At 62.5% G+C, this 24,427-nt stretch carries 24 protein-coding genes; 11 read left to right on the forward strand and 13 right to left on the reverse strand.

The features are described 5' to 3' along the window. Positions 1 to 16 precede the first annotated feature (16 nt). The 3 genes from J3A98_RS18410 to nhaA all read left to right on the forward strand — a co-directional run bounded on the left by J3A98_RS18410 (position 17) and on the right by nhaA (position 3,783). On the forward strand, positions 17 to 691 hold the full coding sequence (locus J3A98_RS18410) for a hypothetical protein (RefSeq protein WP_209967665.1): 675 nt from the start codon (positions 17 to 19) through the stop codon (positions 689 to 691). Positions 692 to 794: 103 nt separating this feature from the next. Then, on the forward strand, positions 795 to 2,402 hold the full coding sequence (locus J3A98_RS18415) for an NAD(P)/FAD-dependent oxidoreductase (protein ID WP_209967667.1): 1,608 nt from the start codon (positions 795 to 797) through the stop codon (positions 2,400 to 2,402). Positions 2,403 to 2,607: 205 nt separating this feature from the next. Then, complete coding sequence (gene nhaA / locus J3A98_RS18420; RefSeq protein WP_176685316.1) at positions 2,608 to 3,783, forward strand: Na+/H+ antiporter NhaA; 1,176 nt, start codon at positions 2,608 to 2,610, stop codon at positions 3,781 to 3,783. 69 nt (positions 3,784 to 3,852) lie between these two features. Here the strand turns inward: nhaA and J3A98_RS18425 are convergent, their stop codons facing one another. Further along, positions 3,853 to 4,317 carry a glycine zipper 2TM domain-containing protein gene (locus tag J3A98_RS18425; protein ID WP_009684613.1) on the reverse strand — a complete coding sequence of 155 codons (465 nt, stop codon included), beginning with the start codon at positions 4,315 to 4,317 and terminating at the stop codon, positions 3,853 to 3,855. 147 nt (positions 4,318 to 4,464) lie between these two features. On the opposite strand from J3A98_RS18425, the gene J3A98_RS18430 reads away from it, so the two are divergent. Then, positions 4,465 to 4,698, forward strand: a complete 234-nt coding sequence (locus J3A98_RS18430; protein WP_176685317.1) for a hypothetical protein — start codon at positions 4,465 to 4,467, stop codon at positions 4,696 to 4,698. Positions 4,699 to 4,737: 39 nt separating this feature from the next. Here J3A98_RS18430 and pdxH read toward each other — a convergent pair whose 3' ends face one another. From pdxH to dinG, 5 genes are all read right to left on the reverse strand, one after another. After that, the gene (pdxH, locus tag J3A98_RS18435; RefSeq protein WP_176685318.1) at positions 4,738 to 5,385 is read right to left on the reverse strand and encodes a pyridoxamine 5'-phosphate oxidase; all 648 of its coding nucleotides are present in this window, start codon (positions 5,383 to 5,385) and stop codon (positions 4,738 to 4,740) included. A gap of 19 nt (positions 5,386 to 5,404) precedes the next feature. Then, positions 5,405 to 6,367, reverse strand: a complete 963-nt coding sequence (locus J3A98_RS18440; protein WP_176685319.1) for an OmpA family protein — start codon at positions 6,365 to 6,367, stop codon at positions 5,405 to 5,407. 99 nt (positions 6,368 to 6,466) lie between these two features. Then, on the reverse strand, positions 6,467 to 7,612 hold the full coding sequence (locus J3A98_RS18445; protein WP_176685320.1) for a serine hydrolase domain-containing protein: 1,146 nt from the start codon (positions 7,610 to 7,612) through the stop codon (positions 6,467 to 6,469). A 133-nt stretch (positions 7,613 to 7,745) separates the two neighbouring features. Continuing rightward, positions 7,746 to 9,980 carry a beta-galactosidase gene (locus J3A98_RS18450; RefSeq protein WP_209967670.1) on the reverse strand — a complete coding sequence of 745 codons (2,235 nt, stop codon included), beginning with the start codon at positions 9,978 to 9,980 and terminating at the stop codon, positions 7,746 to 7,748. 79 nt (positions 9,981 to 10,059) lie between these two features. Beyond that, on the reverse strand, positions 10,060 to 12,204 hold the full coding sequence (dinG, locus tag J3A98_RS18455; protein ID WP_209967672.1) for an ATP-dependent DNA helicase DinG: 2,145 nt from the start codon (positions 12,202 to 12,204) through the stop codon (positions 10,060 to 10,062). Between the two features lie 98 nt (positions 12,205 to 12,302). On the opposite strand from dinG, the gene J3A98_RS18460 reads away from it, so the two are divergent. After that, on the forward strand, positions 12,303 to 12,767 hold the full coding sequence (locus J3A98_RS18460) for a CopD family protein (protein WP_020191313.1): 465 nt from the start codon (positions 12,303 to 12,305) through the stop codon (positions 12,765 to 12,767). A gap of 116 nt (positions 12,768 to 12,883) precedes the next feature. Here the strand turns inward: J3A98_RS18460 and J3A98_RS18465 are convergent, their stop codons facing one another. The 3 genes from J3A98_RS18465 to J3A98_RS18475 form a co-directional block, all read right to left on the reverse strand. Further along, the gene (locus J3A98_RS18465) at positions 12,884 to 13,159 is read right to left on the reverse strand and encodes a DUF1145 domain-containing protein (RefSeq protein WP_209967674.1); all 276 of its coding nucleotides are present in this window, start codon (positions 13,157 to 13,159) and stop codon (positions 12,884 to 12,886) included. A 97-nt stretch (positions 13,160 to 13,256) separates the two neighbouring features. Beyond that, entirely contained in the window at positions 13,257 to 13,976 is a 720-nt protein-coding gene (locus J3A98_RS18470) for an OmpA family protein (protein WP_209967676.1), read from the reverse strand. Positions 13,977 to 14,065: 89 nt separating this feature from the next. Beyond that, positions 14,066 to 14,758, reverse strand: coding sequence for an OmpA family protein (locus J3A98_RS18475; protein WP_176685325.1), 693 nt, complete (start codon positions 14,756 to 14,758; stop codon positions 14,066 to 14,068). 159 nt (positions 14,759 to 14,917) lie between these two features. Here J3A98_RS18475 and J3A98_RS18480 point away from each other — a divergent pair, with 159 nt between their 5' ends. Genes J3A98_RS18480 through J3A98_RS18495 form a run of 4 tightly spaced genes read left to right on the forward strand, consistent with a single transcriptional unit; the run spans position 14,918 to position 16,572 of the window. Further along, positions 14,918 to 15,412, forward strand: coding sequence for a DUF6231 family protein (locus tag J3A98_RS18480; RefSeq protein ID WP_209967677.1), 495 nt, complete (start codon positions 14,918 to 14,920; stop codon positions 15,410 to 15,412). A gap of 2 nt (positions 15,413 to 15,414) precedes the next feature. Next, the gene (locus J3A98_RS18485; RefSeq protein ID WP_209967679.1) at positions 15,415 to 15,891 is read left to right on the forward strand and encodes a YchJ family protein; all 477 of its coding nucleotides are present in this window, start codon (positions 15,415 to 15,417) and stop codon (positions 15,889 to 15,891) included. 2 nt (positions 15,892 to 15,893) lie between these two features. Further along, on the forward strand, positions 15,894 to 16,367 hold the full coding sequence (locus J3A98_RS18490) for an LEA type 2 family protein (RefSeq protein WP_176685333.1): 474 nt from the start codon (positions 15,894 to 15,896) through the stop codon (positions 16,365 to 16,367). 7 nt (positions 16,368 to 16,374) lie between these two features. After that, the gene (locus J3A98_RS18495) at positions 16,375 to 16,572 is read left to right on the forward strand and encodes an SEC-C metal-binding domain-containing protein (RefSeq protein WP_003254900.1); all 198 of its coding nucleotides are present in this window, start codon (positions 16,375 to 16,377) and stop codon (positions 16,570 to 16,572) included. 169 nt (positions 16,573 to 16,741) lie between these two features. On the opposite strand, the gene J3A98_RS18500 is transcribed toward J3A98_RS18495, so the two are convergent. From J3A98_RS18500 to J3A98_RS18515, 4 genes are read right to left on the reverse strand one after another with little or no spacing between them, the layout of a single operon-like run. After that, positions 16,742 to 17,644, reverse strand: coding sequence for a pyridoxal-phosphate dependent enzyme (locus J3A98_RS18500; RefSeq protein WP_209967681.1), 903 nt, complete (start codon positions 17,642 to 17,644; stop codon positions 16,742 to 16,744). Then, on the reverse strand, positions 17,641 to 18,852 hold the full coding sequence (locus J3A98_RS18505; protein WP_209967684.1) for an MFS transporter: 1,212 nt from the start codon (positions 18,850 to 18,852) through the stop codon (positions 17,641 to 17,643). Before J3A98_RS18505 ends, J3A98_RS18500 begins: the two co-directional genes overlap by 4 nt. Continuing rightward, positions 18,849 to 19,637 carry an alanyl-tRNA editing protein gene (locus J3A98_RS18510; protein ID WP_176685336.1) on the reverse strand — a complete coding sequence of 263 codons (789 nt, stop codon included), beginning with the start codon at positions 19,635 to 19,637 and terminating at the stop codon, positions 18,849 to 18,851. Before J3A98_RS18510 ends, J3A98_RS18505 begins: the two co-directional genes overlap by 4 nt. After that, positions 19,634 to 20,347 (reverse strand): serine O-acetyltransferase, encoded by a 714-nt coding sequence (locus tag J3A98_RS18515; RefSeq protein ID WP_176685337.1) that lies wholly within the window; start codon positions 20,345 to 20,347, stop codon positions 19,634 to 19,636. The genes J3A98_RS18510 and J3A98_RS18515 overlap by 4 nt, the downstream gene beginning before the upstream one ends. Before the next feature lie 172 nt (positions 20,348 to 20,519). Between J3A98_RS18515 and J3A98_RS18520 the strand changes: the two genes are divergently transcribed. Together J3A98_RS18520 and J3A98_RS18525 are read left to right on the forward strand one after the other, a co-directional pair. Continuing rightward, on the forward strand, positions 20,520 to 21,860 hold the full coding sequence (locus J3A98_RS18520) for a PLP-dependent aminotransferase family protein (RefSeq protein ID WP_176685338.1): 1,341 nt from the start codon (positions 20,520 to 20,522) through the stop codon (positions 21,858 to 21,860). A 102-nt stretch (positions 21,861 to 21,962) separates the two neighbouring features. Further along, positions 21,963 to 24,404 (forward strand): penicillin acylase family protein, encoded by a 2,442-nt coding sequence (locus J3A98_RS18525; RefSeq protein ID WP_209967686.1) that lies wholly within the window; start codon positions 21,963 to 21,965, stop codon positions 24,402 to 24,404. Positions 24,405 to 24,427 lie beyond the last annotated feature (23 nt).

A 24,427-nucleotide genomic window follows, 5' to 3' on the forward strand; every position in this document is an offset into this window, starting at 1 on the left:
CCCCGGAGCCCGCCCCATGCGCCTCACCCCTACCCTGCTGCTCAGTGCCCTGCTGCCCCTGTTCGCTGGCTGCCAGTTACTGGCCGAGCAGCCCCGTGACCCGAACATCGGCACCACGCGCATGCAGGGCGAACTGAGCGCCAATGGCGGCCGCCTGTTGTTCAAGCCCTGCAACGAAGCACGCCGCTTCGTGATCAATGACGTCGCCGGCACCGGCATCCTGCCGGAGGCCGCCAACCTGGCCAAGGACGCCAACGCCAAGTTGTTCGCCGACGTGCGCGGTCGCCTCACTGGCGCCAAGCAGGCCGACAACGACGGCCAGCTGGAGGTCAGCCGCCTGTACCGCCTGGAACCCTCCACCCGCGCTTGCGACGACCCCAACTTCAAGCAGCTGACCCTGCGCGCCAACGGTCATGAACCGGACTGGGACATCAAAGCCAGCGGCAAGGGCATGGTCATCGAGCGAATCGGCCAGCCCCCCCTGCCCTTGCCGTTCCTGGAAGAAGAAGTACCCGGTGGTGGCTTGACCCTGACCAGCGAAGCCAACGGCCAGCACGTGGAACTGTGGGTCGCTCCGCAGCGCTGTGCAGATATCGCCACTGGCGCCATCCACCACCTGCGCGCCGAACTGCGCATCGACGGCAAGACCTTGCAGGGCTGTGCTTACTACGGCGGCGCACGCGACAACTGATCACCGGGCGTTTTTATCCTGCCAGTAGGGGCAGCGAACAGCTTATACTTGGCGGTTTGTGTAAAGCCGCCGGCCGCCCATGGCCGGGATACTGGACCCTGCCATGCTACGAATCACCGAACTGAAGCTGCCCCTGGACCATCCTGACGAAGCGTTGCGCGAAGCCATCGTCCAGCGCCTGGGCATCCGCGACGAGCAACTGCTCAGCTTCAACCTGTTCAAGCGCAGCTACGATGCGCGCAAGAAGAACAGCGAACTGCTGTTCATCTACACCATCGACCTGGAAGCCAGCAACGAGGCCGAGCTGCTCAGCAAGTTCGCTGATGATCGCAACATCGGCCCTGCGCCAGATGTCACCTACAAGTTCGTCGGCCAGGCCCCGGCAGGCCTGCAGGAGCGCCCGATCGTAGTCGGTTTCGGCCCTTGCGGCATCTTTGCCGGCCTGTTGCTGGCACAGATGGGCTTCAAGCCGATCATCCTCGAACGCGGCAAGGAAGTTCGCCAGCGCACCAAGGACACCTGGGGTCTGTGGCGTAAAAGCGTACTCAACCCTGAGTCCAACGTGCAGTTCGGTGAAGGCGGCGCCGGCACCTTCTCCGACGGCAAGCTCTACAGCCAGATCAAGGACCCGCAACACCACGGCCGTAAAGTGCTGGAAGAATTCGTCAAGGCCGGTGCGCCGGACGAAATCCTGTACATCAACAAGCCGCACATCGGCACCTTCCGCCTCACCGGCATGGTCGAACAGATGCGCCAGGACATGATCGCCCTGGGAGCCGAAGTGCGCTTCCAGGAGAAGGTCACCGACCTGTTGATCGAAGATGGCCAACTGACCGGTGTCGTGCTTGAAAGCGGCGAACAACTGCACTCTCGCCATGTGGTATTGGCCCTGGGCCACAGCGCCCGTGACACCTTCCGCATGTTGCACGCCAAAGGTGTCTACATGGAAGCCAAGCCGTTCTCGGTGGGCTTCCGTATCGAGCACCCGCAAACGCTGATCGACAAGGCGCGCCTGGGTAAGTACGCCGGCCACCCGAAACTGGGTGCCGCCGACTACAAGCTGGTTTACCACGCCAGCAACGGCCGCTCGGTATACAGCTTCTGCATGTGTCCGGGTGGCACCGTGGTCGCGGCCACCAGCGAGCCAGGCCGAGTCGTCACCAACGGCATGAGCCAGTATTCGCGTAACGAGCGCAACGCCAACTCCGGTATCGTCGTCGGCATCGATCCCGAGCGCGACTACCCGGGTGGCCCGCTGGCCGGTATCGAACTGCAGGAGCGCCTGGAGGCGCACGCCTATGTAATGGGCGGTAGCAACTACCAGGCCCCAGCGCAACTGGTGGGCGACTTTGTCGCCGGCCGCCCCTCCACCGCTCTGGGCAGCGTCGAGCCGTCCTACAAGCCGGGCGTGACCTTGGGCGACCTGGCGCCGAGCCTGCCGGACTTCGCCATCGAGGCGATCCGTGAGGCACTGCCAGCGTTCGACCGACAGATCAAGGGCTATAACCTGCATGATGCGGTGTTGACCGGGATCGAGACGCGCACCTCGTCGCCACTGCGGATTACCCGGGGTGAGGATTACCAGAGCCTGAACCTCAAGGGGCTGTTCCCGGCGGGTGAAGGGGCCGGGTATGCGGGCGGGATCCTGTCAGCCGGTGTGGATGGCATTCGCATCGCCGAGGCGGTGGCGCGGGATATGCTCGGCATCTGATTCTTTATCGAATGACAGGGCCTCTTCGCGGGTGACCCCGCTCCTGCACGGAACAGTGGTCTCCCCGCAGGGGCGGATTTCCCCAAGGCCTGCTGGCAACAACATATAACAAAAACGAATATGGTTTTTGTTTTAAGGAACATCGTCACAGGCTAGGGTGTACGCCCGTACCCTTCGTAAACTGCTCATGGAGGGCCTATAGCCCGTGCGTAGCCTGCTTACCCGTTTCTTCCAACTGGAAGCCGCCAGCGGCCTGCTGCTGATCGCTGCCGCCGTTCTGGCCCTGGTCATCAACAACTCGCCACTGTCCTACCTGTACAGCGGCTTGCTCGACGTACCCGTCGCCGTCCAGATCGGCGCGCTGAACATCGCCAAGCCATTGCTGCTGTGGATCAACGACGGCCTGATGGCCCTGTTCTTCCTGCTCATCGGCCTGGAAGTCAAACGCGAGGTGGTCGACGGCCACCTGTCCAAGCCCTCACAAGTGATCCTGCCTGCCACCGCAGCCGTGGGCGGCATGGTGGTGCCAGCGCTGATCTACTGGTTCATCAACCGTGACAACCCCGCAGCCGTGGCCGGCTGGGCAATCCCTACCGCCACCGACATCGCCTTCGCCCTCGGTGTCCTGGCCCTGCTCGGCAAGCGCGTACCGGTGTCACTGAAGTTGTTCCTGATGACCCTGGCGATCATCGACGACCTGGGTGCAATCATTGTGATCGCCCTGTTCTACTCCGGCACCCTGTCGAGTGTGTCACTGCTGCTGGCTGCGGCCTGTCTGGTGGTGCTGGTGGCGATGAACCGGCTTGGCGTGGTCAAGCTTGGACCCTACATGATCGTTGGCCTGATCCTGTGGGTCTGCGTACTCAAGAGTGGTGTGCATGCCACCTTGGCCGGTGTCGCCCTGGCCTTTTGCATTCCGCTGCGTACACGCCATGCTGAATCGTCGCCTCTGCTGGCGCTGGAACACGCCCTGCACCCTTGGGTGGCCTATGCCATCCTGCCACTTTTCGCCTTCGCCAATGCCGGCGTTTCACTGACAGGCATGACCGTAGATAGCTTCACCCACCCAGTGCCGATGGGCATCACGGTCGGCCTGTTGCTGGGCAAGACCGTGGGGGTTTTCGGCCTGACCTGGGTGGCGGTCAAGCTGCGCCTGGCCTCGCTGCCTGCAGGTGCTGGTTGGGGGCAAATACTGGGGGTGGCGATACTCTGTGGCATTGGCTTCACCATGAGCCTGTTCGTAGGCTCGCTCGCCTTCGCCCCGGGTAGCAGTGATTACGCGGGCATGGACCGCATGGGTATTCTGACTGGCTCGTTCTTTGCCGCAGTGATCGGCTACGCCGTCACCGCGATGGCCAGCCGCAAAACCAGCGTTGCCTGACTTGACTGAAGCATAAGAAAAACCCCGACTGGCAGCAGCCATGTCGGGGTTTTTATTACTGCACTACGGTCAGTGCGAAACGCGACTGGTACCGTCTACAGTCATGATGCGCACTCGGTCGCCAACACGGAAGATTTCGTTCTCCTGCACGGCCTGCACATAGGCGCGCATGCTGCCATCATCTTCACGAACGGTAATTTCGACACCTTGGGTACGAGTCAGGCCTTCTTCTGCTGCGGAACCCGCCAAGCCACCGGCCACGGCACCGATCACGGCAGCCACGATGCTGCCACGGCCACCGCCCACGGCGCTGCCGGCTACACCGCCCACGATGGCACCAGCACCGCCGCCAATCGGGGTCTTGGTGCCCTCGATCTTGACCGGACGCAGGGATTCGATGGTGCCCATACGCACGGTTTGCACGCGGCGGGCTTCGTCACGGGAGTAGCTGTCACCGGTCAGGCTCGAGGCACAGCCCCCCAGCAGCAGCGACATGGTGGTAAAGGTCGCCACCAGCAAAGCGGATTTACGCATGGGTAAAGTCTCCATAAGTCAGGTGCTCATTAGACGCTGCACATTGACGGCTGTCACGGTACAAACGTAATAAAATTGTTTTCATTCAGCCGGGGTACAGCCTGCCGGGCTGTGTCGAAGGCCTTTCAAGTGAGACCAAGAATAGCCATGGATTACTTCATCGTCGTGGTCACCACCGTTACGGGACTGTATTTTCACTGGTGGCTGTATGTGCGCATGCGCCGCTGGATGGACCGTGACCTGGCCTTGTCGCTGGCAGGGGCTGATCCTGAAAAACGCGCGTTCATGCTTGAAAGGTTGGCGCAGGCGCGGCAGGAGAAGGTAGGGCGTAAGCAACTACCGGGGTGGTTGGAGCGCGAGGCGGCGGGATATCCGGGGTAACTTGATCGATGGCTGGGGCCGCTTGGCAGCCCCAGTTACTCAGGGTGCCAGCCGCTCTCGCAGCCACTGCCCATCCACCAGCCGATAGTTCAACCGGTCATGCAGGCGGCTTGCGCGCCCCTGCCAGAACTCGATGCGCTCGGGCAACAAACGGTATCCCCCCCAATGCTCAGGGCAATGCGGCTGGGTGTCGGAGAAACGCGCTTCAGTGGCCTTTACCAGGCCCTCCAGTTCCTCACGCCCGGCAATCACGCGGCTCTGTGGCGAGGCCCAGGCCCCCAGACGGCTGCCCAGCGGGCGGACCTGGTAGTAGGCATCCGACTCCTGCGCCGTAACCTTCTGCACTCGACCTTCAATGCGTACCTGACGTTCCAGCGCCGGCCAGAAGAAGGTCATGGCCGCAAAGGGGTTGGCTTGCAGTTGCTGGCCTTTGGCGCTGTCGTAGTTGGTGAAGAAAGTGAACCCCTGCTCGTCGAGCCCCTTCAACAGCAATACACGGCAATGCGGGCGACCTTCGCCGTCCACGGTGGCCAAGGTCATCGCGTTGGCTTCCACCGGTACCTGCTCGGTTTTCACCGCATCGGCGAACCACTGGTGGAACAGGGCAAACGGCTCCCCCGGTGCCTGGGCTTCGGTCAGTCCATCACGGGTGTAGTCGCGGCGCATATCGGCCAGGGATTGGGTCATGACTGCGGTTCCTTGACGATCAGTTGGTCTTCGCAGGGCTGTTGGCAGCTACTTTCTTGTCAACGGCAGCTTTCTTGGCCGCAGGCTTGGCTGGCGCAGCTTTTTTCTTGGCTGCAGTCTTCGCAGGTGTTTTGGCCTTGGCTACAGGTTTCTTCGCCGCAGCCTTGGCGACCGGCTTGCTGCCAGCAGCCTTGGCATCCTGCACGGCCACCATAGAGGCCGGGGCGGGTGCCGGGGCGGCCTGCTGGTATTTGGCCAGGAGTGCAACCATGGTGTTCTGCGGGGTCAGCAACATTTCCACGCGGCGGTTCAGGGAGCGCCCCTCGGCGCTGTCGTTGGCAGCGCGCGGCATCATCGAGCCCATACCCTTGAGGGTCAGGCGGTCACGCTGCAGGCCGCTGAGGCGGAAGATGGCCGATACCGAAGCGGCGCGCTCCAGGCTGAGCTTCTGGTTGGCAACGGCGGCACCGCTGCTGTCGGCATGGCCCAGCACCAGCACGGCAGTCTTGGGGTCGCCTTCGACAGTCTTGGCGACGCGGGTGATCGGGCCCAGGGACAGGGGCAGCAGCATGTTCGGGCGATCACGATTGTATGAGCTGTCTACCGGCAGGGTTACCGCCAACACATTGTCGCGACGCTCCAGCTCCAGCTTGCTGTCCTTGATCGCTTCACGCAGCTTGGGCTCGTATTCGTCCAGCCAGGCCTGGGTAGCCTTCTGATCAATCTTCGGCACCACCGGCCCCTTGGCTTGCTCATCGTCACCGCCAAACGGCCACCACCAGCGGCTGGCGCTTTCGGATTTGGCATCGGCTTTGGCCACGGTTTCAGTAACGGCTGACTTCACTTCCTGCTCGGCAACCTTTTCCGAACCGAAAGGCCACCAGCTGGAACCACCTACCTTGGAGCCATCCGGGGAGTGGCTGGCGCAGCCGGTAACGGCGGTCAGGCACAGGGCGAGTGCTAAGGTTTTATGTGAAGACATCAGCGATACACCATGAAATAGAAAGATATTTTGCCCAGGGACTTCAGGCCTTGGCATTGAGGATAGTCAAAGGGGTGTGGCAATACCCGCATTACCCGATCAAAGGCAAGTGGCAAGAACGCGCACCAGTTTCTGGGCCCGTGGGTCCATCAGCACATAAGGGCCTAGGGTATTGACCACAAAACCGAAGGCCACATCGTGCTCCGGGTCGGCAAAACCGACCGAGCCACCGGCACCGGGGTGGCCAAAGGCGCGGGCGCCAAGACCAAAGGTGGCATTCGCCACATCGGGCTGGTCGAGCATGCAGCCCAGGCCGAAACGGGTCTGAGTGAGCAAGGTACGATCCTGGCCGAGGCTATGCTCGCGGGTCAGCTCATCGAGCAGTTCGGATTCAAGCAGGCTGCCGTCCAGCAGACCGGCATAGAACCCCGCCAGGCTGCGTGCGTTGCCATGGCCATTGGCCGCTGGCTGCTGCATGCGTCGCCATTCCGGTTTGTTGGTGCTGGTCAGTATCGCGGGCGGGTTGGTAAAGGCGCGGGTCGACAGTGCCTCAGGCTCGCGCATGGTCACCTGCAGCAAGCGTTGCGCTGCGGCATCTCCAGCGTTGCCCTTGCCACGGGCAATATGCGCCACGCGGTGGAACTCTTCGTCGGCCAGGCCAACATGGAAATCCAGCCCCAACGGGCGGGCGGTACGGGCCACGATCGAGTCGCCAGGGCCACGGCCGTCGGCACGGCGGATCAGCTCGCCGATCAGCCAGCCATAGGTGATGGCGGCATAGCCGTGTTCTGTGCCTGGCGTCCACCACGGAGTCTCGGCGGCCAGGGCATCGACCATGACCTGCCAGTCATACAAAGCTTCGGCCGGCAGCAGCTCACGAATGGCCGGCAAGCCGGCACGGTGGCTGAGCAACTGGCGCAAAGTGATCGACTGCTTACCCGCCTGGGCAAACTCGGGCCAGTAGTTGGCCACCGGGGTATCGAGGGCCAGCTTGCCCTCGCCGACCAGTTGCAGGGCGGTAACGGCCGCGAAGGTCTTGGTGCAAGAGAACAAGTTGGCGATGGTATCGCTGTGCCAGGCCTGCTGGCCGTCCTTGTCGGCACAGCCGGCCCACAGGTCAACGACGGTTTCGCCACCCACCTGGATGCACAGCGCGGCGCCACGCTCCTGGGGATCATCGAACAGCGCGGCAAAGGCTTCGCGCACGGCTTCGAACTTCAGCTCATAGTGACCCTGGATCTGCACCCGCTGCTCTCCGTACGACCATATCCAAAAAGGTGTGCATTGTTTCAGTAGTTGGGCGTTTTGCAAACTGGCTTGGACCAAGTGGTCGCGACACAAAGCCACTCCCACGTAAGATGACTGCACCAGCCTGACTTCAGGGGGCCGGTCTTTCCAGCTCGGCACGCAGCTGGCTCATGGTGTGCAGGTTACTTTTGCGCACGGCATCGACAAACCCTGGATAGGGCATGTCGGTAATCGCCACCAGCCCGAGGTGGCCGTTCTCACCATCGAGCAGGCGACCGCTGGCCGGTTGGTCGAGGTACTGGAACCAGTGCGCGCCAACGATCATCGGCTGCGCCAGGGCCGCCTTGAGGAAGTTTGCGTAGGCCGGGCCGCGATCCTCTTCCCGCGCCAGCTCCAATGGCCCCGGCCAGAACGGCCCGCGATCACGCGAGCCGAACTGGAACTCGGACACGAGCACCGGCTTGTCCAGCTCCGCCAGGCGGGCAAAGTCGTAGCCGTCCTGTGGCTTGAGGGTATAGAAGTTGAAGCTCAGTACATCGCAGAACTCGGCACAGGCCTTGACCGCCTCCGGTGTACTGACCGCATAGCGACCACCCAGGAGCATGTGATTGGGCGCATGCCACTTCAACGAATCGGAAATGGTCTTGAAGTAGGTCTCGGCAAATACCCGCTGGAAGTGTTGGTAGTCACGCTCGATTTCCGGGTGCTCCGGGTTAGGCAACGGCGCCTCGAAGCCAGGATCCTCCATTAGCTCCCAGGCGGTCAGTTCGATCCCCCAGGCCTTGGACAACCCCTCCTGGTTGCGATACTTGTCGCGCAGCTGCTTGAGAAACGCGCGTTTGGCTGGCACGTCGGTGGTCAGGCGCAAGGTACCGTAGGCCAGGCCATAACGGGCCTGGGGATCGCTTCCGGGGGCAGCCCAGGCCAGTTCGTTGTCCGCGAAGTAGCCGATCAACCAAGGGTCGTCGCGGTGATCGCGAGCGGCGATGGCCACCGCACGTTCGGTGGCCATGGCAAATCGCGGGTCGAACGGGTCGGGCATGCGCCCCCACCAATCCATGCCAGTGCTGATGCTGGCATAGTCGCCCACGATCGACAGCGGCAAGGTATACGGCATGCGTCTGGCCTGGCCAAGGGCCGGCTCGCTCCAGTTGCCAACGGTGTTGAACCCCCAGGCCAGAAGCCGGTCAAGCGCGTGCGCCTGCCAGCGGTCGGCATCCAGCACCGGCAGTGCGCAGTTGGCTGGCTGGCCCTCCACTGCGGGCGGACAGGGTTTGCCATAAGTACGCTGCAGGTTGGCGGCGTAGAAGTCGAACCAACGCCCCTGCTTGAAATTGCGCCCCTGCGACGAGGCATTGCCATCGTCGTTGTTGCTTTCGCCATAGAACCCGGCCAGTGCATCGCCCTCGGCGGGCAGGGCCTTGAACATGCCTTCGCGCCCGGCGACATAAGTACGCCCACCGTCTGCCGCCACGGCGTTCACCCCCAGCGAATAGAACGGGTGCCCATCCGGCGTTATCAGGTACCAGCGGCCATCACGCTTTTCAGTGCGAAAGAAGCCCTTGGCTGCAAAGGCCGGCCCGCCCACCAGGCCACCGTAAGCGTCCAGCTGCTGCTTGCTGCGCTCCGCCAACCAACCCTTGAGCTGTTGCTGTTCACGGGTATCGGCCGCCTTGAGCTGCTCGTCACTGGATACCTTCTCGGGCCAGTTCCCGCGAGTCGACTGGCCATAGGCATCAATCAGCTCGTGATAGGCCGCCCTGTACGCCTGGTCGTCATCCTGGATACCGACACGCTCGATCAACAGGCTCTGCGCCACCTTGGGGCTGGGGATGCTCAGGCTGACCGAGATCACCTGCTTGAGGTCGACTGCACCGGCACTGCTGGTCAAAAGGAGGCGCTGACCACCGTGGGTCCACGGCATCGGCGGGCCGGCGCGCATGCCCTGGTCCAGCGGCGAACTGGCTGTCAGCGGCACCATCACCGTTTGCGCGGGGCCTGCGGGCAGGTCGATACGGCTGGTCAAGGTGCCGCCATCGCTGCCTTGCACCGTGACATCCACGGTCAATGCCCAATCCATGGCACTTTGCAGGCGCAAGGTCAGGAACTGCCCGGCGGACCAGTCCCACACCCCGCTCTGCGGGCTCAGGCGCAGGGTGGGCTGCTGCGCCGGGTTGAACACCACACGCCGCAACACCTCGCCCTCGGCCGTTTGTTCCGCGTTGTACTGCGGCATGCCGGCATTCACGGTCGCCACATTGACCACCGAGGCCGGGCGCACGAAGCTGAACAGCGTTTGCTGCTCGGCCAGCAAGGGCGAACTGCACAACAAGGCGAAGACGGCGGGCACGGTACGGCGGATCATAAGGCGAGGGCTCTCCTTCAGGGCCCTGATGGGCCCAAGACTGAGTAATGGACAATGCGCCGGCGCAAGTGCTCGGCGGTCAGGAAATTTCCCGCCGGAACGGCGGCAGCGCATTGAGAATAGCCTTGCCGTAGCGCTGGGTGACCAAGCGCCGGTCAAGCAAGGTGATAACGCCGCGATCCTGCTCGGTACGCAGGAGGCGACCGCAGGCCTGGATCAGCTTCAACGAGGCGTCGGGCACGGCAATTTCCATGAACGGGTTGCCGCCACGTGCCTCGATCCACTCGGCCAGCGCAGCTTCGACCGGGTCATCGGGCACAGCGAAGGGAATCTTGGCGATGACCACGTGTTCGCAATACGCACCCGGCAGGTCGACGCCTTCGGCAAAGCTGGCCAAGCCAAACAGCACGCTGTGCTGGCCATCGTCGACCCGCGCCTTGTGCTTGTTCAGGGTTTCCTGCTTTGAAAGGTTACCCTGGATGAGCACCAGCTTGCGCCAGTCACGGTCCAGACCGTCAAACACATCCTGCATCTGCTTGCGTGACGAGAACAACACCAGCGCGCCACGGGCATCTTCGACAATGTTCGGTAGCTCGCGGATGATCGCCGCGGTGTGCGCTGCCGCATCGCGCGGGTCGGCCTGCAGGTCGGGGACCCGCAGAAGGCCGGCATCGCCATGCACAAACGGGCTGGGCACCACGCAGGTGACTGCGTCGCGCGGCAACCCCGAACGCATGCGGAAACGGTCGAATTTGCCCAGCGCGGTCAATGTCGCCGAAGTTACCAGCGCACCGTGGGCCACGCTCCACAGGCTGCGCCGCAGCATTTCTGCGGCGAGGATGGGGCTGGCGTTGACTTCGATGTCGAACAGCGCGCCACTCTCGGCCAACGTCAGCCAGCGCGCCATGGGGGGGCTGTCTTCCGGGTCTTCTGCGGTGAAGGCTGTCCACAGCTCCCAGTTGCCTTGAGCACGGGTGACCAGGCTGCCGAACAACGGATACCACTCTTCGGCCTGGTGGCTGGCGATGCCGATGTTGACCTCGCCGTCCATGCCTTCCTTGAGCAGGTCAGCCAGACGGGTGAACAGATCGTTGAGGCGGGCAAAGCCCTTTTTCAGTTCGATGCCCACTTCGCGAATCTGCTCCGGCACCACCCCTCCCTCGAAACGGTAACGCGGGCGCTCACGGCCTTCTGTGTCCTCGCTGGGACGGAAGTCGGCCACCTGTTCACAAAGGGTGAACATGAACTGCTGCTGGGTGCGTACTTCTCGTGCCAGCTCCGGCACCTGCTCGATGTACTTGCCCAGGTCGCCGGGCAGCGGATGCTGGGCCAGCAGCTTGGTCAGGTTCTTGGCGGTCTGCTCCAACCAGTCGGCGGTAGAGCGCAGCCGCGAGTAATGGGCGAAATGGCCGATGGCCTTGTCTGGCAGATGATGGCCTTCGTCGAACACGTACATGGTATCGCGCGGATCGGGTAGTACCGCGCCGCCACCCAGGGCCAGGTCGGCCAGGACCATATCGTGGTTGGTGACGATCACGTCGACCTTGCCCATGCCTTCGCGGGCCTTGTAGAACACGCACTGCTGGAAGTTGGGGCAGTGGCGGCCGGTGCACTGGCTGTGGTCGGTGGTCAGGCGTGCCCAGTCCTGGTCCTCCAGGGCCTCGGACCAGCTGTCACGGTCACCGTCCCAGCGGTTGCCGGCAAGCTTCTCGATCATGCTGTTGAACAACTTCTGGCTGCGCTCGTCGACTTCGATACGGAAGCCTTCTTCTTCGAACAGTTGAGCCGTGGCGGACTGGGCGTGGCCTTCCTGCAGCAGGATGTCGAGCTTGGACAGGCACAGATAGCGGCCACGGCCCTTGGCCAGGGCGAAGCTGAAGTTGAGGCCGCTGCTGCGCATCAGGTCGGGCAGGTCCTTGAAGACGATCTGCTCCTGCAGGGCCACGGTGGCCGTGGCGATCACCAGGCGTTTGCCCGCGGCCTTGGCAGCCGGGATGGCAGCCAGGCTGTAGGCTACCGTCTTGCCGGTACCGGTGCCCGCTTCCACGGCCACCACCGCAGGCTCGCCAGCGCGGCGGCCTTCATCGTCGCAGGCAATGTCGCCAAGTACCTTGGCCACTTCGGCGATCATCAGGCGCTGGCCATAGCGCGGCTTGAGGCTCTTGGCTTCGAGAAAACGCGAATAGGCGCCCTGGATAGTGGCTTTGAGTTCGTTGCTGATCATGGTCTGCAGGCGCCCGGAGGGCTGGATATATTTTCAGTGTTTCGCATGGGGCGGCTATCATACCCCGCTATTGCCCTTTCTGCCGCATGGAGATCCGAATGCTCGCCTTTGCCCTGCCCTACACACTGCATGTTCTGGCCGCCCTGGTATGGGTCGGCGGCATGTTCTTCGCCTGGCTGGTGCTGCGCCCGGCAACGGTTGCAGCCCTGGAAGGGCCTGCCCGCCTGCGCTTGTGGGTGGAAGTTTTCCGACGCTTCTTCGGCTGGGTCTGGCTGGCGGTGGCGATTTTGGCGATAAGTGGTATCGGCATGTTGCACATGCGCTTCAGCGGTTTCGAGACAGCACCCAGGTACGTACACGTGATGATCGGTGGCGGGATCGCCATGCTTGCCTTGTTCATGCGCATTCAGGCGTTGCTGCTGCCGGAATTGAAGGCAGCAGTGCAGGCCGAGGACTGGCCGACGGGGGCGGCGGTACTGGGGCGCATTCGGCGGATGGTGGGGGTCAATCTGCTGCTGGGGCTGGCCGTGGTTGCGGTGGCCAGTTCGCGGCTGGTGATCTGACAGGTTCTGCGCGCAACCAGTAGCGAAACCGGTGCCACGGTGGATGTCACCGGCGTTGCCGGTGTTCGCGGGCAAGCCCCACAAGGGATCGCGGTGAGAGTCACAGCCACTGCAGCTCACTTCACCCGCGGCGCCTCGCGCACACGGGGAATGGACATGACATGGAAGATCCCCGTCAACAGGATTTGCAACCGGTCAAACCAACGGTGACTGCGCCCGCGCAGGCTGCGATTGAAGAACAGCACTTCAAGCAAGTGCAGACCCAACAAGACGATGCCTGTGGCATTGATCAGCAGATTGAAGGGCAAAGGTTGTGGCATCAGCTGATTGAACAACAACACCCCCCAGAAAGCGACCGTCAGGACCTTGCCCAGACCCAGGATGAACTTCATACCCGTCCCTATAGATTGTTGTCATGTCGAGGCGACCCGATCGAGCAAACCGTGCGAACGACATTGACGGTAATGCCAAGGCAGGCGCCTGCACCACTCAGTTGAAGTGCAGCTCCACCCGTCGGTTGCGCGCGCGGCCCTCCTCGGTTTCGTTGTCGGTCACCGGCTCGCTTTCCCCGCGGCCCTGGCTGGTGACCTTGCCCATCTCCAGGCCCTGACCAATCAGGTACTCGGCGACGCTGCTGGCGCGGCGTTCGGAAAGTGCCTGGTTGTAGCTGTCGGAGCCCACACTGTCGGTATGCCCGATCACACGGACCTTGGCCACCGTCGGTGAGTTGAGTTTCGCCACCAGGCCTTGCAGGCGTTGCTGGGCCGCCGGCGTCAGTTCGGCGGAGTCGAAGGCGAACATCACCGCGCCGTTGTCATCGAGGGTGATCACCTCTGGCGAGGGTTCGGGAGCACTGGCAGGTGGCGCTGCCGGGTACTGTCTGAGTGGGCAACCCATGTGGTCGACCGCCGTGTTGGCTGGGGTCTCGGGGCAGTGATCACGCCGATCGAAAATGCCGTCACCGTCTTCGTCACCGTCCTGGGCATAACAAATCAGCCCCCCGGCGATGGCGCCCAGGGCACCACCACCGGCAGCCCAGGAAGAACTCTCGATGGCGCCAAGGCCACCACCGACCAAGCCGCCCAGCAGGCTGCAGATGGGCCAGGTCCTTTGATTGAGGGGCGCACTGCCATCGCTGTGCGTAGCGCAGCCCGCGAGCAGGCTGGCAGCCACCAACAGCGGCAATGCCGCCTTCGACGTCACACTCATGCTGAATGCTCCTGTGTCATTGGCCACAAACGGCCGGGCGGCATGAAGATGCGCCCGTGCCACTGCTCAAGGCACGAGCGCACGCCGTCTTACCGCTGGATCTTGATCTCGGTACGACGGTTCATGGCACGCCCTTCGGCTGTGGCATTGTCTGCCACCGGCTGGGTCTCACCCGCGCCGACCACCGAAACGAAGCTGCTGCGCGCTACACCGCTGTCGACCAGATAATCGGTCACCGAATGGGCACGTCGCTCGGACAGCTTCTGGTTGTAGCTGTCGGAACCGACGCTGTCGGTATGGCCGCTGACGCTAAGGCGGGCAGATGGCGCTTCCTGCTTCAGACGCGTGGCAATGGTATTGAGGCGCTCTTTGTCACTGGCAGTCAGGCGCGCAGAATCGAACTCGAAGTGCACATCACGGATGACAATGACTTCTTCCTTCTGCACCACCACTTCTTCGACCACCGCGACCGGCTCAGGCGGGCATCCGTTGGCATCGACCTGCACACCACGCGGGGTGCCAGGGCATTTGTCACGGCTGTCGGGCACGCCGTCGCCATCCTCGTCGCCATCGCCGTGGGCCCAGCAATAGCCCGCCGCCAGGCCACCGCCCAACAACGCACCCCAGCCAGCCCAGCTGGAACTTTCGATGGCGCCCAAGGCGGCGCCGCCTACACCCCCGACGGCGGCACATTTCGGCCAGTCGGTTTTTTGCAAACCTGCACAACCAGTCAACACACTGGTGAGCAGTACCAGGGGTATCGCTGTGCGTACTATGCTCATTTCATTGCTTCTCCTAGGGGGAATCGGCATAAGACCGATCTCTGGGAGTAAAGACCGCTCATCCCAACCCTGCCAGCAATAAGCTACGTCACGGCCACATGCCTCTTTGCCCACACGCCGCAGCCCGCTAGTCTTGGACGACTAGAACGAGGAATGGCAATGACCGAAGGTTTTTCCAAACGCACCCCGCAACAGGCCCTGGCAGCCCTGCTCGAGCGCTTCACTCCGCGACGCCTGCTGCTGGTAGGTACGCGCTTTCCGGCGCTGGACGCCTTCGCCCAGGCGCACCCCCAGGTGACCATCGACATCGCCGCCCCTGGCCCGCTGCCGGCCGAACTGGCCGCCCAGCGCTTTGATCTGGCGGTACTGGTGGACTGCCTGGAGCACTTGCCCAAGCGCACCGGCCTGGAGCTGCTCGGCGGCATTCGCAACCTCAACGCCAGCCGGGTTGCAGTGCTGGCCGACCTGGCCGCCTGCGGCTGGCAGGACACCGACTTCTTCGCCCTGGCCTTGTCGGCCAGCGAGAAATTCCGCCGTGACCAACAGGTTTTGAGCCTGTTCACCTATGATCTACATGACTATAAGCAGGTACCGGACTGGCTCAACGCCAGGTTCTGGGCCAACCCTGAAAACTTCGGCAAGTACTGGTGGTGATGATGAGTGTCTCGGTCTGCCCTTGTGGCAGTGGCAACCTGCTTGACGCCTGCTGCGGGCATTACCATGCCGGTACCCCGGCACCGGATGCCCAGGCCCTGATGCGCTCACGCTACAGTGCGTACGTGCTGGGCCTGGTCGACTACCTGGTAGCCACCACCCTACCGGTTCAGCAAGCCGACCTGGACCGTGCTGCCATCGCCGACTGGAGTGCACAGAGCACCTGGCTGGGCCTGGAGGTGGAAAGCGCAGAAGTGCTGGGCGGCCAGCCGGAACACGGCTTCGTCACCTTTACCGCGCGTTGGCACGACCAAGAGGGCGATCATCAGCACCGTGAACGCTCGGCCTTCGTCCAGCATGCCGGTCGTTGGTACTTCATCGACCCAACGGTCGGGCTGAAGGCCGGGCGCAACGACCCCTGTCCCTGCGCCAGCGGGCAAAAATTCAAGAAATGCTGCGCCAGCTACGTAGGGAACTGAACATGATCAAGCGCACCCGTCTGCTACTGCTCGGTGCGCTGCTGGCATGGCTGACGGGTTGTGCCAGCTGGGGCGAGGACTGGCGCGAGCCCGAAGTGCATCTGGTCGAGGTCGAAACAGTCAAGGCCAGGTTGCTGGAACAGGAGTTCGTGTTGCACCTGCGGGTCGACAACCCCAATGACAGCCGCCTGTTCATTCGCAACGTGTCGTATGCAATACGCCTCAATGACCTGCTACTGGTGCAGGATCAAGCCAGCGTATGGCGCAGCGTGGGCGGGCATGCACGGCGCACGTTCAAGATCACCGCACGAACCAACCTGTGGCAGCACCTGAAGCCACTGGCCAAACTGCTGAAAAGCAAGCAGCCGCTGCATTACACCCTGCAGGGCGAACTGGCGACCGGGTTGCTCATCCATCGGGACCTGCACATATCACGCAGTGGTGAGATAATCTCCGGCGATCACATACCGGAGTAACCCTGCAATGTCCCAACAGCCTCACGTTCATGGCCCTGACTGCAACCATGACCATGATCACCACCACGATCACGGCCATGTACACGGCCCGCACTGCAACCACGGCCATCAGGAGCCGGTACGCAACGCCCTGAAGGACGTTGGCCGTAACGACCCGTGCCCGTGCGGTAGCGAGAAAAAGTACAAGAAGTGCCACGGCGCCTGATCGACTGACTCGATAAAAAACTGAGAGATTGCGCGAACACTGTGGGGAGCGGGCGCGCCCGCGAACACGGGCGAAGCCCGTGCCATCCACCGCGCCACCTGCTTCGCGGGCTTGCCCGCTCCCACAGGTACCGTGCCAGCCTCTGAATCATGAGCCTGGCACAGGTAGGCTACGCGGCCTTTCGCCGGTTAGCCCCCAGCAGGTCCTGGTACCAGAGGCCGGCATCATAGGCGATGGTCACCAGGGTGGTCTCGACATACTGCGGGTGCTGGGCCATGCGCTGGGCAACCGCCAGGCAGGCAGCGGCTGTATTACCGACGAAAATGCCACTCTGCATGTAGAACCAGCGCTGTGCGGCCAGCATTTCTGCATGGTGCACCTGGGCCCGCTCGTCCACCAGCGACCAGTCCATGAACGGCGGGCAAACGCCCACGGCCATGCCTTCAAAACGATGATCGGCGAACACGCCGGCCCTCGAGTCACAGCCATTGGGATCGACCAGCACCGTCGACACCTCGAAGCCATGGTCCTTCAGCCCCAGGGTGATACCCGTGAAACTGGCGCCAGTACCCGCACAGCCCACGAACAGGATCTGTCGCCCCGCCCCGGCGTTGGTCAGTTGCATGGCCAGTTCGCTGGCGGTCTGATAGCGGTGGGCCTCGATGCCTACCGGGTTGTTGAACTGGTCGGTGTAGAAGTATGACTTGCCCAGCGCGGCCTGGTTATCCAGGTGATGCATCACCACGTCCTTGGGTGTGGCACCGGCCATCAGCATTTCCTTGCCGATCAGTCGGGCACCGAAACACTCCAGCAGATCCCGCTTGGTCTGGCTGAAACTCAGCCCGACCGCCAGCTCTACGGCGACCTGGTATTTGTGGCAAGCCGCCAGCAAGCCAAAGCCGAAACTGCCACCGGTCTTTTCGATGACGGTCGTCACCCCAGGAGTGATGTCACCCTTGCGCACGGCATGTTCGACGATCTGCCGCGCCGCCCGGTATTTGTGGCTACCGCCCGGGTTGTTCATTTCCAGTTTGGTGTAGATACGATCGCTGACACTGATGAGCTCGCTCATTTGCGGCTACCTTCCATTGAAGTATGCAGACCGGCCTTGTTCTGCAGCAGCCCGGCAGTGGCAACCAGCAGCCCCATGCAGAGGACCATGCAGATGGCATTGGTACCGTCCCAGCCAACCGAGCTCAGCAACAGCGAAGGGCTGAATGCGCCGAGGGTGGCAAAAATGGCAATGGCCAGGTCGTTCTTGCCCTGCATCTGCATCGCGGCCGGGCTGTTCTGCAGTGACTGGGCCAGCAACGCACCTCCGCCTACATAAGTGAGGTTCCAGCCCAGTCCAAGGGCAATCAGTGCCAGGGTCATCATGGCGTAGCTGTGCGACCAGATATTCATCGCCGAACAACCGATCAACAGGGCCAGGCCCGCGCAAATGGTGGTCTTGATACCCAGTCGCTGGATGATGGCGCCGGTGAAGAACGACGGGGCAAACATGGCGATCACATGCCACTGGATCGCCAGTCGGACGTCAGTGAAGTCCTCGTGCATGTGTTTCATGTGCATCGAAGCCTGGATCATCAGCAGGTTCATGATCCCGTAGCCCAGCGCAGCGACAGCCATTGCCACAACCACGCTCGGGCCTGCCGGCTCGGCGCGGGTGCTTGCCGGCTGTGTTGCGCTGTTGATCGCGCTGGCCGTACCCGCATCATTGGGCAGGCACAGGGCAATCAACAACGACAGCAGCGCCAGGCCGACAAACGCGGCATAACACAGCGAAAACAGTGGGAAGCCACCAACATCACGCAGCCACTCGGTAAGCGTTGGCCCGACGACAGCCGCGATGACCCCGCCAGCCACGACCAGCGAAAGCGCCTTGGGCTTCAAGGCCTGGGAAAGATTGTCGGTTGCCGCGAACCGGTTGAAGTTGGCGAACGCGATGTACACACCCAATGCTGAGTGGCTGAGGACCAGCGTTGGAAAATGCTGGTGCTCCACCGCCAGAAAGCCGCTTACGCCAGACAGCGCCAGGGGAATCGCGCCCAGCATGAACGCCTTTTTACGGCCGATGCGGCTCATCAGCCTGGAAACCGGATAGGTTGCCAACATCAGGCAAAGAAACTGGAACCCGTACGGCACCGTGGACCATGCGGCGTCAGGCGCCAACGAGGCCCCGACAATGGCGGCCATCGTCACCGACATCACGGCAGTCGTCAGGTTGATCGACTGTGCGGTGAAATACAGGTACGTGCGCCGCGGTAACGTGCTGTTCATAATGCGTGCTCGTGATAAGGGGACAGGTCGATTTCGGCCTCGGGGAACACGCAGATCAGCCGTTCCTTGCCTTTACCCAGGCGTTTGCGCTTGACGCCAAGGCGCCCGATGCGCCGAGGCGAATCGAGGTGCGTGCCACCGCACGGGATTTCGATCCCGTTGTAGGTCCACAAACGCGCGTCCTCCAGGCCTTGAACCGCGTAGTGCTCGATGGGCGCATCGCAGCCGATCAGTTCATTCGCCCGTCGTTCTATTTCAAGTACGTCTTCAGCCGTGAACGCGTCCTCGACCAGGAAGTCGAAACGTGCCGTGTCTTCTTTGATATGGCAGCCGATCGTCCATTGCTTCAGCTCTTCACGCAGCCCGATGGCGGCGGCATACAGGAAGTGGCTGGCACTGTGAGACAACGTCAGCCGTTCGCGCCGTTCAATATCGATAGTGACGCGGGCCGGCATGCCTACGGTGACTTCATCAAGCAAGTGCAAATCATCAGGGTGCAAGCTGTGAATAATGATGCCGCCCAGTTTTCCGCCTTTGAAACCCTCCAGGCGAATAGGGCTACCGTAGAGTTTTTTAACCCAGATGAATCGCACGGTACCCACCGGTAATTCAATCGTGCCGAAGTCCGCTTCCTGGCCGCCACCTTCCGGGTAGGCCACTGTGCTCAACAACTCGATGCCGTCACTGTGCACGCGTGCTACTTGAGTGTTCGCGCCCGCCAGGTACTGGTCTTTGTAATACAGTTTCTCGGTATTTCGTAAAACTTCATAGTTAAGAGAGTTCATGATTCCAATACCACCTGCAATGATGTTTTAACCTGTACCCGGGCAGCGGCCGGGACGTCTTTGGTAACAATGCAGCCCGGTCCGATAAACGCGCCGTCACCCACATGAATTGCGCCCAGCACACTGGCGAAAGCGCCGATCTGTACCCGGTTACCCAACGTCGGATGCCTGGGGTTCGAGGGGTTGTCACTGATACCGCGGGCGCCCAGGGTCACCCCGCCCAGCACGTAGCAATCGTCACCAATGGTCGACGTTTCACCAATGACGGTGCCCATGCCATGATCGATGATGAAGCGCGCACCGATGCGGCTGCGGAAATGAATCTCCGCCCCCGACAGCATTTTTCCGCGCCGGGAAATCATGGCGGCCAGGCATTGGCCGCCGGCGCCGTAGGTAGCGGCGCTATTGTTGTAGATCCAATGGGCAAGCCGATAATGCAAAACCGCAGAATAAGAGGTGTAGGTTTTTGCAATGAATACCAGGTCGCGGCCGGCAGCCGGATCTTTCATGGCAAATGCCTGCAAATCGGCATGTGCCTGTTCAGTCACACTTTCAATGACCGATGTTTCTTTCAGTGCTTCGAACTCGACGATTGAACAACACTCCAATAACGCCGAGGTCACAAGATTCTTTACAACTTTGAATGACTCCAGTTCGTCAGGGACAGGAAGCCTGGCAATGACGGCTGATTGCATGTCCATAGGGTGCATGGGCTTGATATCCAGTTGTCGGGTCTGCACAAACGCTATAAGTGCCGCCTTTGTTGGCAGCCGAAAGTTTCGACACGGGGATAGTGGCATGTGCTGGCCATTTGCAAACGAACAGTCGACAAGCATTTCCGTTAACTGTTAGGCTTTTTTTTCTAACGGTTTCGGACCTGCCATGACCCCCTGCAGCCTTCATCACCTGTTGAAACAACGCCTGGATGCAGGCGAGTGGTTGCCAGGGCAACGCATGCCCTCCATCCGCAAGCTGACGGCGGCAGTCGACTTCAGTTACCACGACGTCGTATCGGCCTATGCCCAGTTGGTCAGCGAAGGTGTGTTGACGGCATCACCCGGCCGTGGCTACTTCGTGGCAAACCGCGCCCGGCAAACCAGCGTGATCCACGAACCCGAGTGCATGGCCGGCGATCCGCTGTTCCGGCTGCTGCAGGGCGGCCAGCACTTCACCAAACTGGGCAGCGGCTGGCTGCCCCCTGCATGGCGCGACACCGAGTTGCTGGCCAAGGCAATTCGGCGCACGGCGCGGTTGGAGCAGAGCTCGCTGGCAGAGTACGGCGACATCCAGGGCTACCTGCCCATGCGTAAACAGCTGTGCGTGCACATGAAACGGCTGACCCGTGTCGAAGCCCGCCCCAACCAGTTGCTGACCACACTGGGTGCTACGCAAGGCCTGGACCTGGTGGCACGGTTGCTGATCAAACCAGGCGACCACGTTTTCGTCGACGAACCGGGCAACGGCAACCTGATCAAGCTGATCCAGCTGGCGGGCGGGCACGTCGTCGGCATTCGGCGGACCCAGGACGGGCCGGACGTGGAAGAAATGAGAAGCCACCTGGCCAGGCACAAGGTCAAGGCGTTTTTCTGCAACAGCACCTTCCACAACCCGACCGGCAGCAACATCAGCCCGCACAACGCCTTCAGCGTCCTGCGCCTGGCGGTGGAGCACGAGTTCTTCGTGGTCGAGGATGATGTGTATGGGGACTTCAGCCCCGCCGTGCGCCAGACCTTTGCCGAGCTGGACAACCTTGACCGGGTTATCTACATCGGCAGCTTCTCCAAGTGCCTGTCGGCATCGCTGCGCGTGGGGTTCATTGCCTGCTCGCAAGACCTGATCGAGCCGCTCACACGCCTTAAACTGCTGACCTGCGTTGCTGTCCCGGCGTTTTGCGAACGCTTCGTCAACACCATATTGTCGGATGGCACCTATGCCCGGCACATGAAGGACGTGCAGCAGCGCCTGATTCGCCAGCAAGTGCAAACCCAACGCTTGCTGCTCGAGCGCGGCTGGCAGTTCGACATTGCACCACAAGGGGGGATGTTCCTCTGGGTCTACCACCCGGACCTGCCCGACCTGCAACCTTTCATGCGTAAACTGGAGCAGCACAAGATCCTGCTGATGCCCGGCTCTGCATTCGCGGTGAGCCGTGACTATCAACGCTACACGCGTATCAATTGCACGCATTTTTCCGACGCCTTGGCTGAGCACTTCGACGTTTGACCCGCGCAATCAAATAAACCGACCTGGGACCTTGCACGGCGCCTGCGCGCTTACTACCTTAGCGCCTTTCCAAACCAGCCTCGCCTTGCAGGAGCCCTTGCCATGGCCGCCCCCGCCTTTCCTCCCTTCCGCTTGCGGTTCGCAACCGCTGCCACCCTGCTCGGCATGCTCGGGCTGGCCGGCTGCCAGATGGGCGGCTACCAGGATAGCGTGCCACCGACCAGCGGCGTGCAGCCGCTCAAGGGCCTGGCGCAGAACGTTTCGGTACGGCGCAATGCAATGGGCGCGCCGCTGATCGAAAGCAGCAGCTTCCATGATGCGCTGTTCAGCCTGGGCTATGTGCACGCCAGCGACCGCATCGAACAGATGGTCGCCATGCGCCTGCTCGCCCAGGGCCGTCTGGCCGAACTGGCCGGCAGCGAAGCGCTGGACATCGACCGCCTCATGCGCGCCGCCAACCTCAAGCAGAGTGCCGCCCAGCAATACGCCGACGCATCGCCACGGCTCAAGCGCTTCTTCGAAGTGTACGCGCGCGGGGTCAACGCCTACCTGTTCCGCTACCGCGACAAGCTGCCAGCAGGCCTGGCCAGCAGTGGCTATCGCCCCGAATACTGGAAGCCTGAAGACTCGGCGCTGATCTTCTGCCTGTACGCGTTCAGCCAGTCGGTCAACCTGCACGAGGAACTCAGCGCCCTGACCCTGGCGCAGAAAGTGGGTAGCGACAAGCTGGCCTGGTTGCTGCCCGGGGCCCCGGACGAGCCGTTGGCCGAAATGGAAGTGGACAAGCTCAGGGGCCTGAACCTCGCCAGCCAGTTGCCGGGGTTGCCCGCCCTGACAGCCGCCAGCCAGAAGCTCGCCGACCTCGACCTGCTCGGTAGCCCGGGGTCGGCCAACCTGGCCCTGGGCCCGCAGCGCAGCCGCAGCGGCAAGAGCCTGCTGGCCAGCGACAGCCGCGCCGGCTGGGCCTTGAGCCCGGTACAAATCAATACCAGCAAGTACCAGGTGGCCGGCCTGTCCTTGCCCGGCCTGCCGATCGTGCTGGCCGGCTACAATGGCAAGCTGGCCTGGAGCAGCAGCGCAGTGATGGCCGACAATCAGGACGTGTTCCTTGAGCAGTTGCGCCGCCAAGGCAATCAGTTGAGCTACCTGGCCGACGGTAAATGGCTGCCGGCCCGCACCCGTATCGAAACCTTCTTTATCCGTGGGCAACGACCACTGCGCGAAGTGATGTACGACACCCGCCACGGCACCCTGCTGGCCCAGCCAGAAAACGCTAGCCTGGGCCTGGCGCTGAACCTGCCACAGTTCAAAGGTGATCGCAGCCTGGATGCGCTGTTCGACCTGACGCGGGCCAAGAACCTGGAGCGAGCCTTCGACAGCACCCGGGAAGTGACCGCTGCTGCCGTCAACTTCGTTTTCGCCGAGCCTGAGCACATCGGCTGGCAAGTCAGTGGCCGCTACCCCAATCGCCGCGAAGGCCAGGGCTTGCTGCCCTCGCCGGGCTGGGACGGGCGTTACGACTGGGACGGCTATGCCGACCCGATGCTGCACCCATACGACCAGGACCCACCCGCGGGCTGGATCGGCCACGCCAACCAGCGCAGCCTGCCGCGCGGCTATGGCATGCAGCTGTCCAGCACCTGGTATTACCCCGAACGTGCCGAACGCCTGGCACAGCTGGCCGGCAACGGCCGCCACGACAGTCGCAGCCTGATGGCCCTGCAGAACGACCAGGTGACCTTGCTGGCCAACAAGCTCAAGCAGATGTTCGACGCCCCCGGCATGGCCCAGCCTCTGAAGCAGGCAATCGACGCCCTCCCCGCTGTGCAGCGCGACAAGGCCCGCGACACACTGGCCCGGATCAAGGCTTTCGATGGCCGCCTGAGCCCGGTGTCGGCAGATGCCGCGCTGTACGCGTTGTTCTTGCAGGAGGTCGCTCGACAGACCTTCCTCGATGACCTTGGCCCGGCGTCCAGCCCGGCCTGGCAGGCGTTCGTCAGCAATGCACGTTTGTCGTTCTCGGCGCAGGCCGATCACCTGCTGGGCCGCGATGACAGCCCTTTCTGGGATGACCGCACCACGCCGCAAAAAGAAGACAAACCCACCATCCTCGCCCGCAGCCTGGCGGGCGCAATGGAGGCCGGTATCGCGCAACTGGGGGCCGACCGACGCACCTGGCAGTGGGGCAAGCTGCACCAGTACCGCTGGCCGGCACCGGCCTACCATGGCCTGGGTGATGCGATCAGCCGTGCGCCGCTTGCCGCAGGCGGCGACTTCACTACCCTGGCCCTCACACCATTCGCCTGGGGCAGCGACTTCGACACTCGCCTGCCAGCCTCGGCACGGATGATCGTCGACTTCGGCCAGGCCGAACCCTTGCAGATACTGACCAGTAACGGCGAGTCCGGCAACCCGGCCAGCGCGCATTACCGCGACGGGCTGGATGCCTGGTTCAAAGGGCGATTCATGAGCCTGCCGCTGCAACAGCAGAACTTCGCCAGGGCGTATGGCAACCAGCGGCTTACGTTGGTGCCGGGGCGGTAAAGGCGTGCTTGAGGGAAGCACGA

Source organism: Pseudomonas sp. BP6 (assembly GCF_017875935.1).
GTDB lineage: Bacteria > Pseudomonadota > Gammaproteobacteria > Pseudomonadales > Pseudomonadaceae > Aquipseudomonas > Aquipseudomonas putida_Y.